Source organism: Streptomyces sp. NRRL F-6492 (assembly GCF_001280125.1).
GTDB lineage: Bacteria > Actinomycetota > Actinomycetes > Streptomycetales > Streptomycetaceae > Streptomyces.
In genome coordinates this window covers 14,599-31,223 of record NZ_LGEG01000114.1, presented here as the reverse complement: position 1 = coordinate 31,223, position 16,625 = coordinate 14,599, and the positions used below count along the sequence as shown (strand labels likewise).

The 16,625-nt window shown below is 74.8% G+C and carries 16 protein-coding genes; 10 read left to right on the top strand and 6 right to left on the bottom strand.

Annotated features, from left to right (window positions below; genetic code table 11):
• Positions 1 to 114: 114 nt before the first annotated feature.
• Together ADL08_RS10615 and ADL08_RS10610 are read left to right on the top strand one after the other, a co-directional pair.
• On the top strand, positions 115 to 804 hold the full coding sequence (locus ADL08_RS10615) for a phosphatase PAP2 family protein (RefSeq protein WP_078968544.1): 690 nt from the start codon (positions 115 to 117) through the stop codon (positions 802 to 804).
• Positions 805 to 933: 129 nt separating this feature from the next.
• The gene (locus ADL08_RS10610) at positions 934 to 1,605 is read left to right on the top strand and encodes a TetR/AcrR family transcriptional regulator (RefSeq protein WP_053641828.1); all 672 of its coding nucleotides are present in this window, start codon (positions 934 to 936) and stop codon (positions 1,603 to 1,605) included.
• On the opposite strand, the gene ADL08_RS10605 is transcribed toward ADL08_RS10610, so the two are convergent.
• The gene (locus ADL08_RS10605) at positions 1,593 to 3,119 is read right to left on the bottom strand and encodes an LVIVD repeat-containing protein (protein WP_053641827.1); all 1,527 of its coding nucleotides are present in this window, start codon (positions 3,117 to 3,119) and stop codon (positions 1,593 to 1,595) included. The genes ADL08_RS10610 and ADL08_RS10605 overlap by 13 nt on opposite strands.
• A 176-nt stretch (positions 3,120 to 3,295) precedes the next feature.
• On the opposite strand from ADL08_RS10605, the gene ADL08_RS10600 reads away from it, so the two are divergent.
• On the top strand, positions 3,296 to 3,943 hold the full coding sequence (locus ADL08_RS10600) for a DUF305 domain-containing protein (RefSeq protein ID WP_053641826.1): 648 nt from the start codon (positions 3,296 to 3,298) through the stop codon (positions 3,941 to 3,943).
• A 119-nt stretch (positions 3,944 to 4,062) separates the two neighbouring features.
• On the opposite strand, the gene ADL08_RS10595 is transcribed toward ADL08_RS10600, so the two are convergent.
• Positions 4,063 to 4,434, bottom strand: coding sequence for an ArsR/SmtB family transcription factor (locus ADL08_RS10595; RefSeq protein WP_053641825.1), 372 nt, complete (start codon positions 4,432 to 4,434; stop codon positions 4,063 to 4,065).
• A gap of 154 nt (positions 4,435 to 4,588) precedes the next feature.
• Here ADL08_RS10595 and ADL08_RS10590 point away from each other — a divergent pair, with 154 nt between their 5' ends.
• The gene (locus ADL08_RS10590; protein ID WP_053641824.1) at positions 4,589 to 5,671 is read left to right on the top strand and encodes an NADH:flavin oxidoreductase/NADH oxidase; all 1,083 of its coding nucleotides are present in this window, start codon (positions 4,589 to 4,591) and stop codon (positions 5,669 to 5,671) included.
• A gap of 98 nt (positions 5,672 to 5,769) precedes the next feature.
• The gene (locus ADL08_RS10585) at positions 5,770 to 6,852 is read left to right on the top strand and encodes a WD40/YVTN/BNR-like repeat-containing protein (RefSeq protein WP_053641823.1); all 1,083 of its coding nucleotides are present in this window, start codon (positions 5,770 to 5,772) and stop codon (positions 6,850 to 6,852) included.
• Between the two features lie 25 nt (positions 6,853 to 6,877).
• On the opposite strand, the gene ADL08_RS10580 is transcribed toward ADL08_RS10585, so the two are convergent.
• Positions 6,878 to 7,555, bottom strand: a complete 678-nt coding sequence (locus ADL08_RS10580) for a uracil-DNA glycosylase (RefSeq protein WP_053641822.1) — start codon at positions 7,553 to 7,555, stop codon at positions 6,878 to 6,880.
• Positions 7,556 to 7,652: 97 nt separating this feature from the next.
• Between ADL08_RS10580 and ADL08_RS10575 the strand changes: the two genes are divergently transcribed.
• Together ADL08_RS10575 and ADL08_RS10570 are read left to right on the top strand one after the other, a co-directional pair.
• Positions 7,653 to 8,678 carry a BadF/BadG/BcrA/BcrD ATPase family protein gene (locus ADL08_RS10575; RefSeq protein WP_053641921.1) on the top strand — a complete coding sequence of 342 codons (1,026 nt, stop codon included), beginning with the start codon at positions 7,653 to 7,655 and terminating at the stop codon, positions 8,676 to 8,678.
• A gap of 165 nt (positions 8,679 to 8,843) precedes the next feature.
• Positions 8,844 to 9,767 carry a sirohydrochlorin chelatase gene (locus ADL08_RS10570; RefSeq protein WP_078968541.1) on the top strand — a complete coding sequence of 308 codons (924 nt, stop codon included), beginning with the start codon at positions 8,844 to 8,846 and terminating at the stop codon, positions 9,765 to 9,767.
• A gap of 86 nt (positions 9,768 to 9,853) precedes the next feature.
• On the opposite strand, the gene ADL08_RS10565 is transcribed toward ADL08_RS10570, so the two are convergent.
• Positions 9,854 to 10,918 (bottom strand): lactonase family protein, encoded by a 1,065-nt coding sequence (locus tag ADL08_RS10565; RefSeq protein WP_053641820.1) that lies wholly within the window; start codon positions 10,916 to 10,918, stop codon positions 9,854 to 9,856.
• 125 nt (positions 10,919 to 11,043) lie between these two features.
• The gene (locus tag ADL08_RS10560; RefSeq protein ID WP_053641920.1) at positions 11,044 to 12,546 is read right to left on the bottom strand and encodes an FUSC family protein; all 1,503 of its coding nucleotides are present in this window, start codon (positions 12,544 to 12,546) and stop codon (positions 11,044 to 11,046) included.
• A 421-nt stretch (positions 12,547 to 12,967) separates the two neighbouring features.
• Here ADL08_RS10560 and ADL08_RS10555 point away from each other — a divergent pair, with 421 nt between their 5' ends.
• The 3 genes from ADL08_RS10555 (at position 12,968) to ADL08_RS10545 (ending at position 14,366) form a co-directional block, all read left to right on the top strand.
• Positions 12,968 to 13,339 carry a hypothetical protein gene (locus ADL08_RS10555; protein ID WP_053641819.1) on the top strand — a complete coding sequence of 124 codons (372 nt, stop codon included), beginning with the start codon at positions 12,968 to 12,970 and terminating at the stop codon, positions 13,337 to 13,339.
• A gap of 68 nt (positions 13,340 to 13,407) precedes the next feature.
• The gene (locus ADL08_RS10550) at positions 13,408 to 13,887 is read left to right on the top strand and encodes an Lrp/AsnC family transcriptional regulator (RefSeq protein ID WP_053641818.1); all 480 of its coding nucleotides are present in this window, start codon (positions 13,408 to 13,410) and stop codon (positions 13,885 to 13,887) included.
• Positions 13,888 to 13,970: 83 nt separating this feature from the next.
• Positions 13,971 to 14,366 carry a TOBE domain-containing protein gene (locus tag ADL08_RS10545; protein WP_053641817.1) on the top strand — a complete coding sequence of 132 codons (396 nt, stop codon included), beginning with the start codon at positions 13,971 to 13,973 and terminating at the stop codon, positions 14,364 to 14,366.
• 22 nt (positions 14,367 to 14,388) lie between these two features.
• On the opposite strand, the gene ADL08_RS10540 is transcribed toward ADL08_RS10545, so the two are convergent.
• Entirely contained in the window at positions 14,389 to 16,449 is a 2,061-nt protein-coding gene (locus tag ADL08_RS10540; RefSeq protein WP_053641816.1) for a SpoIIE family protein phosphatase, read from the bottom strand.
• Positions 16,450 to 16,625 lie beyond the last annotated feature (176 nt).

The following is a 16,625-nucleotide window of genomic DNA, read 5'->3' as shown; positions in this document are numbered from 1 at the left end:
GTCGAGTGGGCCGCGGCGCCGGACAGACCCCGGGCCTGTCCGGCCGGGCGTCCCGGGAGGCGCGCGGGGCGTGTGAGGGATCGTGCCGGGCCGATCCTGGGGGAGGATCGGCCCATGCGCTCCTCCGCCGTGGTCTCCGGAGTCCTGTCCGCCCTGTTGCTCGCGCTCGTCGCCGTGGGATGGTCGCCACTGCTCTCCTTCGACCGGTCGGTCGCCGAGGAACTGCACCGCAGCGCCGTCGCCCACCCCGGCCTCACCCGGGTCAACCGCGTCCTGAGCGACTGGGTGTGGGACCCCCTGACGATGCGCGCCCTGGCCGCCGGCGCGGCGGTGCTGCTGTGGTGGCGGGGCGAGCGGCGGCTCGCCCTGTGGGTGGTCGGGACGAGCGCCCTCGCCGTGCTGCTCCAGCAGGGACTGAAGGCCCTCGTGGGGCGGGAGCGGCCCCAGTGGCCCGACCCGGTCGACTGGGCGCGCTACGCGGCCTTCCCGTCCGGGCACGCGATGACGGCGACGGTCACCTGCGGGCTGCTGCTGTGGGTCCTCGCGCTGCACTGGCGGGACGAGTGGCGCGGCTGGGGCGCGCTCGCGGTCGCCGCGGTGGTGTCGGTGCTCGGGGTGGGGTGGACGCGGACCTATCTGGGCGTCCACTGGCCCTCGGACGTCGTCGGGGGCTGGCTGCTCGGCTGGTTCTGCGTGGCCGTGGCGATCCTCGCGTACCGCCGGAGCGAGCGGCGCGGCGTGCCGGCCGCCTCCGGGGCCGGTGGGGGCGACGACGGCCGGGGCGGAACGGGGAGGACACGATGAAGCCGTCTGTTCTGGACGATCCCCCGTGTCGCCCAGAACAGACGGCGTCCCCGGCGGTCCGCCACGGGGGCAGGCCGACGGGATGCGCCGAGTATATTGGCCGGCAGCCAGTCAACGCAGGAGTCCAGCATGTCCCCGCGTAGCCCATCGGTCAATGAAGAGCTCCGACGACGGTCGAGGGAGCGCATTCTGCAGGCCACCGTGGAGCTCGTCGACACGCGGGGCTACGAGGCGACCACGCTCGGCGACATCGCGGAGCGGGCGGGTACGGCGCGGGGGCTCGTCTCGTACTACTTCCCCGGCAAGCGGCAGTTGCTCCAGTCGGCGGTGCACCGGCTGATGCACCTCACCCTGGAGGCCGCGCTCGTGCGCGAGCCGCGCACGGAGGACGGCCGGGAGCTGCTCGCCCGCGCGATCGACGCGATCCTGGGCCTCGCGGTGGAGCGCCCGACCCTGATGCGGACCCACATGGCGGGCATCCTGCAGGCCGAGGGCTTCGTCCGGTGCGAGGAGCAGCAGCGCCTCGCCTTCCTGCTGCGCGACACGGTCGAGCGGTACGGCTCCGAGGACGTGGACACGGACTATCCGCTGCTGCGGGCCCTGCTGATGGGCGCGGTGGTGGCGGTGCTGCTGCCGGGGGCCCCGATGCCGTGGACGCGGCTGCGGTCGGAGCTGTTCGCCCGGTACGGACTGGACTGGGAACTCGGCGTGCCGCCGGACGGGGGTCCGCCCGACGGCACGCCGTCGTTCAGGTCGCCGACGGGCCGCGAGGGCCGCGCCGGGCCGGATCAGTCGAAGTAGTCCGGCTGCGTCTGGACGTTGAGCCCGTCCAGCCGGACCCGTTTGGCGGGGTCGGTGAGGCGGTCGGAGATCTTGAGGACGTCGAAGCCCTTGGCGATGTCGTTCGAGTAGATGTGGCCGTTGTAGTAGTACGCGGACCACGAGCCGCCGACCGACAGGGTGGTGTCGGAGAGCGGGCCGCGCTCGAAGTAGGCGATCTCCCTCGGCTTGGCCGAGTCGGTGAAGTCCCAGACCGAGACGCCGCCCTGGTACCAGGCCTGGACCATGAGGTCCTTGCCCTTGACCGGGATCAGCGAGCCGTTGTGGGCGACGCAGTTCTCGGTGGCGGCCTGGTGGCGCGGGATCTTGAAGTAGCCGCGGAAGACGAGCTTGCGCTTCTTGCCCTTGCCGACGATGTCGTAGATGCCGTCGGCACCCCGGTTCGGGCCGACCTCGGCGTTGCAGGTGGCCGCGCCGCCGCCGCCGAGCTCGTCGGTGAAGACGACCTTGTTCGCCTTCAGGTTGAAGGTCGCGGAGTGCCAGAACGCGAAGTTGACGTTGTCCTGGACCTGGTCGATCACCCGGGGGCGCTCGGGGTCCGAGATGTCGAAGAGGATGCCGTCGCCCATGCAGGCGCCGGCCGCGAGGTCCTCCTCCGGCAGCACGGTGATGTCGTGGCAGCCGGTGGTCTTGGAGACGCCCGGGTTGCTGGGGGCGCCCGGGTTGCCGCCGCCGTCCGGGCCATCGCCCGGGAAGAGGACGGGGAAGCCGACGAGCCTGGCCTTCTCGGGCGCCTTGCGGGGCACCTTGATGACCGAGATGCCGTCGTGCGGGCGCTGGCAGTCCGGGAACGCGTCGGCGGGACCGTACGACGAGACGTAGACGTACACGTTCTTGCGCTGCGGCACGATCGTGTGGGTGTGGGAGCCGCAGGCGGTCTCGACGGAGGCGACGTACTTCGGGTTCCTGATGTCGCTGATGTCGAAGATCTTCATGCCCTCCCAGGACTCCTTGACCGTGGCGGGCTGCGTGGTGCTCGCACAGGAGTCGTCGCTCCGGGAGGAGTCGGTGGAGAGGAAGAGCAGGTCCCCGGAGACCGAGATGTCGTTCTGGGAGCCGGGGCAGAGGACCTGGGCGACGGTCTTCGGGGACTTCGGCCTGCTGATGTCGAAGATCCGGAAGCCGTCGTAGTTGCCCGCGAAGGCGTACTTGCCCTGGAACGCGAGATCCGTGTTGAGCCCCGGCAGGGCGTCCTTGGGGATGTTCGCGAGGTGTTCGATGTTCCGGGTGTGGACGATCTCGTCCACGCCGGGTATCTCGCCGCTCCGGATCGCGGAACGCGCGTCGGCCGCCCGCTCCGAGGAGACCGTGGCCCGCGCGGGGGCGTCTCCGGGGTCGGGGGTGGCGGCGACGGGGCCGGCGGTGAGCAGCGTGGCCAGCAGTCCGGCCGCGGCGGATGCCACGCCCAGGCGTCTGATCCGTCCGCGCGGGTCACGCGCGGCGGTCGTGGTACGCGGGGTACGCAACGAAGTCACTCCGTCCTCCCTGGTGTCCGTTCAGTCTTGAACGGGTTCTGGACCCCGGCAGTATCTTCCTTGCCGTGCACATCTCAACAGATGGCAACACAGACGTAATGAAGGATTCCGATCGGTCCCCCGGAGAAAAGTGCTAGGAACGGTCTCCGTGCCCGCAAGAAGACCTGGAGGTCGCGTTGTTGATCCGCCGTCAGCGTGCCGTCGCCGCCGTGGCCCTGTCCGCCGCCGCCGTACTCGCCCTGGGCGCCTGCGACTCGGCGCCGGACGAGGATGCTCCGCGGGCGGCCTCGACCGGGGGGACGGTGATCGCGCCGGGGAAGCCGGGTGAACCGGCCCGGCGGGTGAGCCCCGAGGAGGCGGCCCGGCTGCTTCCCGACGAGAGCCCGAACGGCGCGGACTTCCGGTACGTCCAGATGATGATCGTGCACCACCGCCAGGCCCTGACGATGACCGGACTGGCGCCGGGGCGGGCGGAGTCCGCCGGGGTCAGGAAGGTCGCCGAACGGATCTCGGCGGCCCAGAAGCCGGAGATCGGCGCCATGGAGGGGTGGCTGAAGAACAACGGCGGGCCGCGCGACCAGGGGGCGCACGACCACCACTCGATGCCGGGCATGGCCACCGAGGCCCAGCTGGCCGCGTTGCGCGACGCCCGGGGCAAGGCCTTCGACGCGCTCTTCCTGAAGCTCATGATCACGCACCACCAGGGGGCCGTGACGATGGCGGCGGAGCTGCTGGGCGGGGGCAACAACGGCCTCGTGGAGGAGATGGCGAACGACGTGATCGCCCAGCAGACGTCGGAGATCAACCGGATGCGCTCGCTGTAGGGACGGCGCCTCCCGCCGGACCGTCGGAGCCGGCAGGTCCTCGCGGCCGTCAGGTCCTCGCGGCCGTCAGGAACGTGACGGCCGCCGGGCTCCCGCGACCGTCACGGGCCTCGCGGCCGTCAGGCCGTCGCGCCCGCGTCCGCTCCCGCCCCCTCGCGGCCGGCCTGGGCCGCCGCCGCCGCGAGGACGGTGTCGAGGAGACCGGGGAAGAGGGCGTCGAGGTCCTCCCTGCGCAGGGCGTTGAGCTTCGCCGTCCCCCGGTACACCTGCCGGACGACCCCGCTCTCGCGCAGCACCCGGAAGTGGTGCGTCGTCGTGGACTTGGTCACCGGGAGGTCGAAGTGGGAGCAGCTCAGTTCGGCGTCCTCGCGCGCCATGTCCCGCACGATCCGCAGGCGCACGGCGTCCGCGAGCGCGTGCAGCACCTCTTCGAGGCGGATCTGGTCGCGCGTGGGGTGTTCGAGGACGCGCGGGCTGGCGGTGGTCGTCATGGCGGCGGCTCCACTTCTCCGGGAAGACGCCCATTGTACGAGGAGTCTCGTAGTTTGACAGGCGCCGTACTACGGTGAGTATCGTACGAGTGTCTTCGCGGCATCCCGAAACCCAGGCATCCCGCAACCCAGGCACCCCGAAACGGAGTCCGTCATGAGCGTCGCCCTGTTCGAGCCCTACACCCTGCGGTCCCTGACCTTCCCCAACCGGGTCTGGATGGCGCCCATGTGCCAGTACTCGGCGGAGACCACCGGCCCGGACGCGGGTGTCGCCCACGACTGGCACTTCGCCCACTACGCCGCCCGCGCCACCGGCGGCGCCGGACTGATCCTGGTCGAGGCGACCGCCGTCTCCCCCGAGGGCCGCATCAGCCCGGCGGACCTCGGCCTCTGGAACGACGCCCAGACCGAGGGGCTGCGGCGGATCGCCGGCTTCCTCAAGGAGCACGGCACCGTGCCCGGCATCCAGATCGGCCACGCGGGACGCAAGGCCTCGACCAACCGCCCCTGGGAGGGCCGCGGGCCCGTCGCGCCCGGCGGCGACGGCTGGCAGCCCGTCGGCCCCAGCCCGGTCCCGTTCGACGAGGGCCACCCGGTGCCGACCGAGCTGACCGAGGAGCGGATCCGGGAGATCACCGGGCAGTTCGCGGACGCGGCCCGCCGCGCCCTGGAGGCCGGTTTCGAGGTGGTCGAGGTGCACGGCGCCCACGGCTACCTCATCGGCGAGTTCCTCTCCCCGCACAGCAACCGGCGCACGGACGCGTACGGCGGCTCCTTCGAGAACCGGACCCGTCTCGCCCTGGAGGTCGTGGACGCGGTGCGGGCCGTGTGGCCCGACGACCTGCCCGTCTTCTTCCGGATCTCGGCCACCGACTGGCTGGAGGAGCAGGGCTGGACGGCCGACGAGACCGTGCGGTTCGCCGCGCTGCTGCGCGAGCACGGCGTGGACCTCCTCGACGTCTCCAGCGGCGGCAACGGCGGGCCGGCCCGGATCCCCGTGGGCCCCGGCTACCAGGTGCCCTTCGCCGCCCGCGTCAGGGCGGAGACCGGGCTGCCCGTGGCCACGGTCGGCCTCGTCACCGAGAGCGCGCAGGCCGAGAAGATCGTCGCCAACGGCGAGGCCGACGCGGTCCTCCTCGGCCGCGAGCTGCTGCGCGACGCCTCCTGGCCCCGCCGCGCCGCCCGCGAGCTGGGCGCGCGGACCCACGCGCCGGCGCAGTACGCCTGGGCGATCTGACGGGTTCCCGGGGCCCGGAGGCGCGTCCGGGGGGCGTTGTCGGTGGGCGGGTGCAGACTGGCCGTATCCGTGACAAGGACGTCCTGGAGGTGGCAGCCATGCCCGACGTACTCCTCACCATGGGAACCCGCAAGGGCCTCTTCATCGGCCGCAGGCACGACGGGCGGTGGGAGTTCGACGACCCGGCGTTCCCCGCCCAGGCGGTGTACTCGGTCGCCGTCGACACCCGGGGGCCGGCCCCGCGCCTGCTCGTCGGCGGGGACAGCGCCCACTGGGGCCCGTCCGTCTTCCACTCCGACGACCTCGGCCGGAGCTGGACGGAGCCGGCCCGGCCGGCCGTGCGGTTCCCCGAGGACACCGGGGCCTCCCTGGAGCGCGTCTGGCAGCTGCACCCGGCGCCGGAGCACTCCCCCGGCGTGGTGTACGCGGGGACGGAGCCGGCCGCGCTCTTCCGGTCGGCGGACGGCGGCGAGTCCTTCGAGCTGGTCCGGCCGCTGTGGGAGCACCCGACCCGTTCGCGGTGGGTGCCCGGCGGGGGCGGCGAGGCCGTGCACACCGTGGTCACCGACCCGCGCGGTCCGGAGGCGCTCACGGTCGCGGTGTCGACCGCCGGGGTGTTCCGCTCGCGGGACGGCGGAGCGGCGTGGGAGCCCTCCAACGAGGGCGTGTCGGCGGTGTTCCTGCCGGACCCGCACCCCGAGTTCGGCCAGTGCGTCCACAAGATCGCGCAGGACGCGGGCGATCCGGACCGGCTCTACCTCCAGAACCACTGGGGCGTCTTCCGCAGCGACGACGCGGGCGCCGTCTGGTCCGACATCGGCTCGGGGCTCCCGTCCGACTTCGGCTTCGCGGTCGCCGCGCACCCCCACCGCCCCGGCACCGCCTACCTCTTCCCCATCACGGCGGACTCCGACCGGGTGCCGGCGGGCCGCCGGTGCCGGGTCTACCGCACGACCGACGCCGGGGCCACGTGGGAGCCGCTGTCGGCCGGGCTGCCCGGGGGCGACCACTACGGCACGGTGCTGCGGGACGCGCTGTGCACGGACGACGCGGACCCGGCGGGCGTCTACTTCGGCAACCGGAACGGCGAGCTGTACGCGAGCGAGGACGACGGGGACACCTGGCGGCTCCTCGCCGAGCACCTGCCGGACGTGCTGTGCGTGCGGGCGGCGGTGGTCTGAGCCGCGCCGCCGCCCGCGCGCCGGGTCAGGGCAGGCGCCAGTCCACCGGCTGCGCGCCCAGGCCGAGCAGGAGTTCGTTGGCGCGGCTGAAGGGCCGGGAGCCGAAGAAGCCCCGGTCCGCCGACATCGGGGAGGGGTGCGCCGACTCGACCGCCGGGAGGCCGCCCAGGAAGGGGCGGGTGTTGCGGGCGTCGCGGCCCCACAGGATCGACACCAGGGGCTTGCCCCGGGCCGCGAGGGCGCGGATCGCCTGCTCGGTGACCTCTTCCCAGCCCTTGTCCCGGTGGGCGCCGGGCTTGCGCGGGGCGGTGGTCAGCGCCCTGTTGAGGAGCAGGACGCCCTGCCGGGTCCAGGGGGTCAGGTCGCCGTTCGACGGCCGGGGCAGCCCCAGGTCGGTGTGCAGCTCCCGGAAGATGTTCTCCAGGCTGCCGGGCAGGGAGCGGACCTCGGGCGCGACCGCGAAGCTCAGTCCGATCGCCATCCCGGGCGTGGGGTAGGGGTCCTGACCGACGATCAGGACCCTCACGTCGTCGAAGGGCTGCTGGAAGGCCCGCAGGACGTTCGGCCCGGAGGGGAGGTAGGTCCGGCCCGCGGCGATCTCGGCGCGCAGGAAGTCCCCCATCGCCGCCACCCGCCCCGCGACGGGACTCAGGGCCTCCGCCCAGCCGGGCTCCACCAGTTCGTTCAAAGGTCGCGCTGTCACGGTCCGTCACTCTACCGGCCTACAGTGACAATCGGCCCGGACGTCCGGCGGGCCCGACTCCGCCCACTCCCCGCGAGGACGGTGCACCTTGGTCTCCGTGAACGACCACCCCTCCGGCTCCTCGGGCAGTTCGGTCGATCCGGTCGATCCGGACGGCCTGGTCGTCGGTGTCGACTCCGGCGGTTCGGGGCTGCGGATCGCCCTGGCCGACGCCGCGACCGGCACGGTCCTCGACGTCCGCGCCTCGCGCGAGCCGGTGCGGACCGGGCCGGGCGGGATCTCCGCCGCCCACTTCCTGGAGCAGGTCCTGCCGGCCGTCCGCGACCTCGCCGGTCCCCTCGGCGGGCGGCCGGTGCTCGCCGCGGCCGTGGGCGCCGCCGGCATGGCGACCCTCGGGGACGAGCTGCGGGCCGGCCTGCCGGGCGCGCTCGCGGAGGCGTGGGGGGTGCGGCGGCTCGCGCTCGCGGCCGACGCGGTCACCGCGTACGCGGGGGCGCTCGGGCAGCGGCCGGGCGCGGTCGTCGCGGGCGGGACGGGGCTGATCGCGCTCGGCACGGACCTGGTGACCTGGCGGCGGGCCGACGGCTGGGGGCACCTCCTGGGCGACTGCGGCAGCGGCGCCTGGATCGGCCGGGCCGGTCTGGAGGCGGCGATGCGCGCGCACGACGGGCGGCGCGGCGGTTCGGCGGCGCTCCTGGACCGGGCCGAGAAGCTGTTCGGGCCGGTGGCGGGCCTTCCGGGCGTGCTCTATCCGCGGACGGACCGGCCCGCGGTGCTCGCCTCCTTCGCGCCCGAGGTGGGGCGCTGCGCCCCGGAGGACCCGGTGGCGGCGGACGTCCTCGTCCGGGCCGGTACGCACGTCGCGGAGGCCGCCGCGGCCGCGTGCCCGGCCGGGCCGGGGGCCGTGGTGGCCCTGACCGGGGGCCTGTTCAAGATGGGCGACCCCCTGCTCGTACCCCTGCGGGCCGCGCTCGGGGAGCTGCTCCCGCATGCCCGGACGGTGGAGGCCGCGGGGGATCCGCTGGCGGGGGCGGTCGCCCTCGCCTCGGCGCTCGCCGCCGGGACGCTCCGGCTGCCGGAGGACTCTTCGCTGCTCCGGCTGTTCGGCGAAGGGGTCTCGTAGCGGGACGTCCGCCCAGGTGGGAGCGGGTGCGGCGGGCCGGGCGCGGGCGGAGGCGGGGCCGGGGGAGGCGGAAGGGGCGCCGGGGACCGGACATAGGGGGACAGAAGGCGCGTGACCGCACCTCAGCGAACGGCGCCGGGGGCGAAACCAGTAGCATGCGGCGCCATGAGCTCCCCCACTGGGCCTGCTTCCGGCCTGCCTGTACGAATGCCTCGACCCCGCCAGTCCGGGCGGCACCGTCGCCCCGAACCCGCGGCGGCGCCCGAGGGCGCTCCCGCACTGGTTCTCGCCGTGCCCGGCGTGCCCTCCGCCGCCATACGCTCGCTCGCCGAAGAGGTCGTGAGCATCGCCCGTTCCGAGCTGCCCGGCCTGGAGGCCGTGATCGGCTTCCTGGAGGGCGACGACGTCGAGTTCCCGTCCCTGGCGAACGTGCTGACGGCCGTCGAGTCCCTGCGCACCGAGCGGTACGAGCTGGCCGTGGCCGCCGGCCGCGAGGTCACCGCCCCGACGGGTCCGGCCGCGGTCGTCGTCCCGCTGCTCGCCGGTCCGGACAGCGCCCAGATGCGCCGGGTCCGCCAGGCCGTGATGGACGGCGGCAACACCGCCGAGCTGACCGACGTCCTCGGTCCGCACCCGCTGCTGGCGGAGGCGCTGCACGTGCGCCTGTCGGAGGCGGGCCTGGCCCGTGCCGACCGCGCCCGCCTGTTCACGGTCACGACGGCCGCCGACGGCATCATCCTGGCCACGGTCGGCGGCGAGGAGGCCGTGCAGGCCGCCGGGATCACCGGCATGCTGCTCGCCGCGCGCCTCGCCGTGCCGGTGATCGCCGCCGCGCTCGACCAGGAGGGCTCGATCGCCTCCGTCGCCGAGCAGCTGCGCGCCGCCGGTTCGGAGCAGCTGGCCCTCGCGCCGTACCTGATCGGTCCCGAGCTGGCCGAGGGGCTCCTCGACGAGGCCTCGAAGGAGTCCGGGTGCGCCGCCGCCGAGCCGCTGGGCGCCTACCCGGCGATCGGCAAGCTGGTGCTCTCGCAGTACTCGGCCGTGCTCGGCATCCCGCCGCAGCAGCCGCAGGGCGCGCCCGCGCTCTGAGGGCCGCGACGCCGTTCGCCGCTCCCACGGAAGGGCCCGCACCGGGCGGTGCGGGCCCTTCGGCGCGTCCGGCCGGGGGCGGCCACTCAGCCGAGGACGACGCAGGAGGCGGCCGGGGCCTCGATCGAGCCCGCGCGGGCCGGGACGCCGGTCTCGGGGTCGACGGCGAACCAGGTGACGTCGCCGGAGCGCTCGTTCGCCGCGTACAGGTGCCGCCCCGAGGGGGCGAGGGTCAGGTCGCGGGGCCAGGTGCCGCCGCAGGGCACGGTGGCGGTCAGTCCGGCCTTCGACCCGTCGGGGTCGAGGGCGAGGACGGCGAGGGTGTCGTCGCCGCGGATCGCGGCCCAGAGGAAGCGGCCGTCGGGGGCGACGACCACCTCGGAGGGGTAGCTGGGGCCGGGGGCGCCCTCGGGGACGACGGGGGTCTCGCCGAGCGGTTCGAGGGTGCCGGTCTCCGCGTCCCAGCGGCAGACGGTGAGGACGGGTTCCAGCTCGTGCAGGACGTACGCGTGGGTGCCGGCCGGGTGGAAGGCGAGGTGGCGCGGTCCGGTGCCGGGGCGCAGCGCGGTCTCGGCGTGGAGGGCGGGCTCCCCGGTGGCGGGGTCGAGGGCGTAGGTCCACACGGAGTCGGTGCCGAGGTCCACGCTCAGGGCCCAGCGGCCGCTGGGGTCGGGGAGGACCTGGTGGGCGTGGGGGCCGCTCTGGCGGTCCGCGACGGGCCCGCTCCCCTCGTGGCGCAGGACCGCCGTGGCGGGGCGGACGGCGCCGTCGACGGCCAGGGGCAGGACGGTGACGCTGCCGGAGGTGTAGTTGGCGGTGAGGACCTGCCCCCCGGCCAGGGAGAGGTGGGTGGGTCCGGCGCCGTCGACGGGGACGGTCGCGCCGAGCGGCCGGGGCTCGGGGCCGGTGACGTCGAAGGCGGCGACGGCGCCCGCGTCGGTCTCGGACACGGCGTACAGCAGGGGTCCCGCGAGGGCGAGGAAGGAGGGGTCGGTCACGGCGTCACTGGCGCCGGTGACGGTCAGCGCGCCCGTCTCGCCGTCGACCTCGGCGGTGAGGACGCCGCGTCCGCCCGCCGAGGTGAAGGAGCCGACGTACGCGCGTACCGCGCTCCCGTGCTCCCGGTCCCGAACCGTCCCTGTGTCGCCCACGGCGTCTCCCCTGTCCCGGTGCCGGTCGCGTTCGGCCGGCCGTTCCGCGGCCGACGGTAGCAGGGGTCTAGACCAAGGGGCCGGAACCGGGGATCGGTTCCAGCCCCGGGTCGGAGCGTTCCGGTTCAGGCGGCCGGGACCAGGGGTGCGCGCGGGGAGGTGCGCAGGGGCGTCGCGAGGTCGACGAGCGCCTGCTCCAGGCCGTGCAGATGGCCGAGGGCGGCCTCGGCGCCGGGGTGGTGGCGCGGCACTCCGGCCGCTTCGGCGACCGAGGACCGTACGGGCCGCGCCGGGGGTACGAGGGCGTGGACGGCGGCCTCGACGCGCCAGGCGGCGGCCGCGAGCCGGGCGTCGTGCGAGGCGTCCGGGTCGGCGGCGACGGCGGCCAGGCCCCTGATCTCGCGGGCGCAGTCGTCCAGGAGCGCGAGGACCCGGCGGGCGCGGGCCTTGCGGGCGCGCAGCGGGCTCAGCGGGTGCACGAGCGGCGCGAGGGAGAGCCGGACCCGGCCGAGGAGGAGTTCGAGCTCGGCGGCGTGCGGCGCCGGGTCGGCGTCCGGGTCGCCGGCGAGCCGGCGGGCGGCGGCCGTGGTGCAGGTGTGCACGCAGGTCACGGCCCGCTCGATCCAGGCGTTGGTGGCGGCGTGGGTGGTCACGGGCAGCAGGGCCACGCCGATCGCGGCGCCGATCGCGCCGACGGCGGTCTCCTGGAAGCGCAGGAGCAGCAGCCCGGGGTGCAGGACGCCGAGCAGCCCGTACAGCAGTCCGGCCATGACGGTCACGAAGAACATCATCCAGCTGTACGAGAGCGGGGCGGTGTAGAAGATCCCGAAGACGGACACGGCGACGAGGAGGGCGGTCGGGGCGGGCGCGCCGCCCAGGGGGACGGCGATCAGGAGTCCGGCGGCGATGCCGGTCACGGTGCCGAGGACCCGGCGGAAGCCCCGGACGAGGGTCTCGCCGCGCGAGGCGGTGTTGACGAAGATCCACCAGGCGGTGCCGACGGCCCAGTACCAGCGCTCGGGGGAGATCAGCTGGCCGGCGGCGAGGGCGACGGCGCAGGCGGCGGTGGCCTGGAAGGCCTGGCGGGTGGTGGGGCGGGCGAGGCCGGCGCCCGGCATCGGGGCGGGCCCGGCGGGCGGCGGGACGCGCCGCTCGATGCACCAGGCGCCGAAGCGGACGGCGCCGGAGGCGAGCAGGGCGAGGGCCACGGCCGCGTACAGCTCGGGCAGCTGCGCGGGCAGGGCGTGCAGGAACTGCGTCACGAAGAACTGCATGAAGGCGAAGATGCCGAGGGCGTGTCCGCGCGGCCCCCAGCGGCGGGCGTAGACCCCGGCGAAGACGACGAGGAGCCAGGTGGCGTCACGGAGGAGGGGGGCGTCGTGGAGGAGGGTCGCCAGGGCGAGGACGGGGAAGCCGGCGGCCGGCAGCAGGGCGGTGGTGACGGCCTGGCGGCGCACGGTCGGGTCGCCCACGGTGAAGAGGGCGAGCAGCGCGGCGAGGCCGGCCGTGATGGAGGCGGTGAGGGAGAACCCCGCGAGCTCGGCGAGCGCGACCGCGAGGCCGATGCCGAGGACCGCCCGCAGGGAGACGCGCAGTCGGACGAGGCCCGGATCCGGGGCCACGAACATCTTCTTCACGGCTAGGGCCGCCCCCTTGTCTTGCCTTTCGCCTGCCGTGCGGTGCCCCGGGGTGGTGGGGTCGCGCGGACACGACGAAGGCGCCGCGGTCCGGACCGGCCTCGTCGCCGCCCCGGCGCTGCGCGGCGCCGAAAGTACGTGGATACGACACAGGAAAACATCCGGAGCCCATTGGCTCAACTCATCCCGGATCCGCTGGTCCATTGGCCCGGCGAGAGGAGGCCGGTGTGCTCCACTGGTGGGCCAACGGACCATTTCCGCCGGAACCCCGTCGTCGCGGCGGGCGGGAACGGCGGCCCGGATTCCGGCGGGACACGGCTCCGGGTCTCGACGCTTCGCCCCGCGCATGCCTATTCTCACTGCTTACTTACCCGTCAGTAACAGTTCCGCGCCGTCGTTTCGGAGGATCCCCATGCCCCGGCCCGCACGTTCCGCCCTCGCTCTCGCCGGCCTGATGGCCGCCGCGGGCACCGCCCACTTCCTCACCCCGAGGACGTTCGACTCGATCGTGCCGCGCGCCCTGCCGGGCAGCCCGAGGACGTGGACGCGGATCAGCGGGGTCGCCGAGCTGGCGCTCGCCGCCGGTCTCGCGGTGCCGGGCACGCGCCGGGCGAGCGCCCGCGCGACCGCCCTCTTCTTCACGGCCGTCTTCCCGGCCAACGTGAAGATGGCGTACGACTGGCGCCACCGCCCGGCGGCGGCCAGGGCCGTCGCCTACGGCCGCCTCCCCCTCCAGCTGCCCCTGGTCCTCTGGGCCAGGCACGCGGCCCGCGCGGAGGACTGAGGAGCGGCGGGACCCGGGAAGCGTAGAGTCGGCCCCGGGCAGGCGGGACCGAAGGAGGCCGGCGGGGCATGGCGGTGGACGAGCTCGACACCCGGATCCTGCGGCTGCTGATCGAGCAGCCGAGGACGAGCGTGCGCGAGTACGCGCGAATCCTGGGCGTGGCGCGGGGCACCGTACAGGCCCGGATCGACCGCCTGGAGCGGGACGGGGTGATCACCGCGACCGGACCGGTCCTCTCCCCCGCCGCCCTCGGCCACCCGGTGCTCGCCTTCGTGCACGTCGAGGTGACCCAGGGACGCCTCGACGAGGTCGGGGACGCCCTCGCGGCCGTGCCGGAGATCGTGGAGGCCTTCTCCATCACCGGCGGCGGCGATCTGCTGACCCGGGTGGTGGCACGGGACGCCGGACACCTGGAGGACGTCATCCAGCGGCTCATCCGGCTGCCCGGGGTGGTCCGCACCCGCACCGAGATCGCGCTGCGCGAGCGGGTCCCCCACCGGCTGCTGCCGCTGGTCGAGGCGGTCGGACGGGGGCCGGGAGCCTCCTGAGCCTCCCACCGGGCTCGCAGATGCGGCGAGAAGTGCCCACTTCTCCTTGCATGTGCGGCAATCAGGCACCTAACCTTGCGCGCATGCAGTCCTACACCATCGGACAGGCGGCGCGCCTGCTGGGCGTGAGCCCCGACACGGCACGCCGCTGGGCCGACGCGGGCCGGGTCACCACCCACCGCGACGAGAACGGCCGACGGCTCATCGACGGCCGCGACCTCGCCGCCTTCTCCGTCGAGGTCGGCCAGGGCGCCGCCGGGGACGGCGAGGAGCCGTACACCTCGGCGCGCAACGCGTTCCCGGGGATCGTGACCGCGGTCAAGCTCGGGGACGTCGCGGCCCAGGTCGAGATCCAGGCCGGTCCGCACCGGCTCGTCTCGCTCCTCACCCGGGAGGCCGTGGAGGAGCTGGGCCTCCAGGTCGGCATGCAGGCCACCGCGCGCGTGAAGTCGACCAGCGTGCACATCGACCTGGCCTGACCCCGCCCCCGGGACGGCGGGCTCAGCGGACGCTGCGGGCGACCAGCATCGCCACGTCGTCCTGGGCGGTCCCCCCGAGGAGCCGTACGAGGACCTCGTCGCACAGCGCGTCCAGGGGGCGGTCCAGGGGCCGGAGCGCCCGGGCGAGCTGCCCCATGCCCTCGTCGAGGTCCCGGTCGCGGGCCTCGACGAGGCCGTCCGTGTAGAGGACGAGGAGTCCGCCCCCGGGCAGGACGACCTCCTCCGTGCCGAAGTCGTGGGCCCCCGTGCCCAGCGGGGTGCCCGGCGGGCCTTCGAGGAAGCCGACGGTCCCGTCCGGGGTGGCGACGACCGGCGGCGGATGCCCCGCGCGGGCGATCGCCCAGCGGCCGGTGGCCGGGTCGTGGACCGCGTAGACACAGGTCGCCATCTCGTCCTCGCCGAGGTCGGCCACGACCGCGTCGAGGGAGCTGAGCATCCGGGCCGGCGGGATGTCGTGGCGGGCCAGGGTCCTCACGGCGGTGCGCAGCTGGCCCATGACCGCCGCCGCGTGGATGCCGTGGCCCATGACGTCGCCGATGACGAGTCCGGTCCTGCCGCCCGGCAGGGCGATGGCGTCGAACCAGTCGCCGCCGACGTCGTGGGAGCTCGCGGGCAGGTAGCGGCCGGTGAGTTCGAGGCCGGTGACGGTGGGGAGCACGTTGTTGGTGAGGGACCGCCGGAGGGTGAGGGCGGCCTCCCGCTGGGTGGTGTAGAGACGGGCGTTGTCGATGTTGAGGGCGGCGCGGGCCACGACCTCGTCGATGAGGACCCGGTCCTGGGCGTCGAAGGGCTCGCGGGACCGCAGCCGGGTCACCGTGACCGTGCCGAGGACCTTGCCCCGGGCCACGAGGGGGACGAGCCGCGCCGAGCCGATGCGGGCGGCGAAGTAGCCGCGCAGCGGCTCGGCGCGCGGGCCGCCGAAGAGGGCCGGCAGGTCGGACGTGTAGAGATTGGTGGGCCGCCCCTGGGCGACGGCCCGCTCGTACGCGGAGTCGAGCGGGATCTGGAAGGTCTGGCCCGGCACGAGCTGGGACGTGGGGGCCGTCGAATCGGGGAACCGGGCGGCGAGCCGCCGCAGCACGCCGCGGGTGGAGGCGGCCGACTCGTCCGGCGCGAGGACCGACTCCAGCATCTGCACGTCGGCCGAGTCGGCGAGCTGGGGCACCAGGAAGCGGACGGCCTCCTCGGCCGTGCGCCCGAGGTCCAGGGTGGTGCCGATCCGGGCGCCGGCCTCCGCGAGCAGGGCGAAGCGGCGCCGGGCCCGCTCGACCTCGTCGTGCGCCTCCTGGCTCTCGGTGATGTCGACGAGGGAGGCGATGAGCCCGAGCGGCCGGCGGTCGCCGCGGTCGAGGAGCGGGGCGTAGGAGCAGGACCAGACGTGGTCGCGGCCGGGGTCGGCGGGGGTGCGGCCGACCCGGCGGGCGTCGACGACGGCGGCGCCGTCGTGGAGGACCTGGCGCATGAGGGCTTCGAGCGAGTCGGCGTTGACGCCGGGCACGACCTCGGTGAGGCGGCGGCCCACGTGCTCGGCGGCCGGGACGCCGTTCATCCGGGCCAGGGCGTCGTTGACGCGCAGGAAGCGCAGGTCGGGGCCGAGCAGGGCGAGGCCGATGGGCGACTGGGTGAAGAGGCTCTCCATCGCGGCCAGGTTCTCGCGCATCCGCAGGACCTCGGAGGTCTCCACGGCGATGAGCATCGCCCCCGTCCGCCCCTCCGGGTCGGCCGCCGGCACGATCCACATCTCCATGGCGACCGTGTGGCCGTCGCGGTGGCGGACGGGCAGCGTGCCCATGATGGTCTCGCCCGCCTGGACGCGGAGGGTGAGCCGGTCGGCGAGCTCCCGGTTGGCGTCGGGGACGAGGAGCGGGGCGGCGAGCCGGCCGAGCACGTCCTCGGGACGGTGGCCGAGGAGGTCCTGGGCGGCGAGGGACCATTCGACGACGCGGCCGTCGGCGTCCTCCCGCCAGAGGGCGATCGGCAGCAGTTCGCGGAGCACGCCCGCGTCCCCCACGACCGCCCGGGGCGGCTGCGGAACCCTGCTCGACGACTGGTGAGTCTCCAATGCATCGCCCTACGCCTCGGCCCGGCCCCAGGGGGCGCAATCCCTACCGAATCACCCTATAGGAGACGGCGACGGCGGGCGCTGCGCGTGCGGCCGTTCGGTGATCCCGGCCGCCCGGGGGCGGGAGGTGACAGTACGGACCGGGAGCGGCGAAGATCTGGACGGACGCCCCCGGG

Bases quoted from the DNA above. Each gene is read 5' to 3' on its own strand.
- ADL08_RS10615 (WP_078968544.1), top strand. From the start codon at position 115: ATGCGCTCCTCCGCCGTGGTCTCCGGAGTCCTGTCCGCCCTGTTGCTC.
- ADL08_RS10610 (WP_053641828.1), top strand. From the start codon at position 934: ATGTCCCCGCGTAGCCCATCGGTCAATGAAGAGCTCCGACGACGGTCG.
- ADL08_RS10585 (WP_053641823.1), top strand. From the start codon at position 5,770: ATGCCCGACGTACTCCTCACCATGGGAACCCGCAAGGGCCTCTTCATC.
- ADL08_RS10550 (WP_053641818.1), top strand. From the start codon at position 13,408: ATGGCGGTGGACGAGCTCGACACCCGGATCCTGCGGCTGCTGATCGAG.
- ADL08_RS10545 (WP_053641817.1), top strand. From the start codon at position 13,971: ATGCAGTCCTACACCATCGGACAGGCGGCGCGCCTGCTGGGCGTGAGC.
- ADL08_RS10555 (WP_053641819.1), top strand. From the start codon at position 12,968: ATGCCCCGGCCCGCACGTTCCGCCCTCGCTCTCGCCGGCCTGATGGCC.
- ADL08_RS10570 (WP_078968541.1), top strand. From the start codon at position 8,844: ATGAGCTCCCCCACTGGGCCTGCTTCCGGCCTGCCTGTACGAATGCCT.
- ADL08_RS10560 (WP_053641920.1), bottom strand. From the start codon at position 12,546: ATGTTCGTGGCCCCGGATCCGGGCCTCGTCCGACTGCGCGTCTCCCTG.
- ADL08_RS10595 (WP_053641825.1), bottom strand. From the start codon at position 4,434: ATGACGACCACCGCCAGCCCGCGCGTCCTCGAACACCCCACGCGCGAC.
- ADL08_RS10590 (WP_053641824.1), top strand. From the start codon at position 4,589: ATGAGCGTCGCCCTGTTCGAGCCCTACACCCTGCGGTCCCTGACCTTC.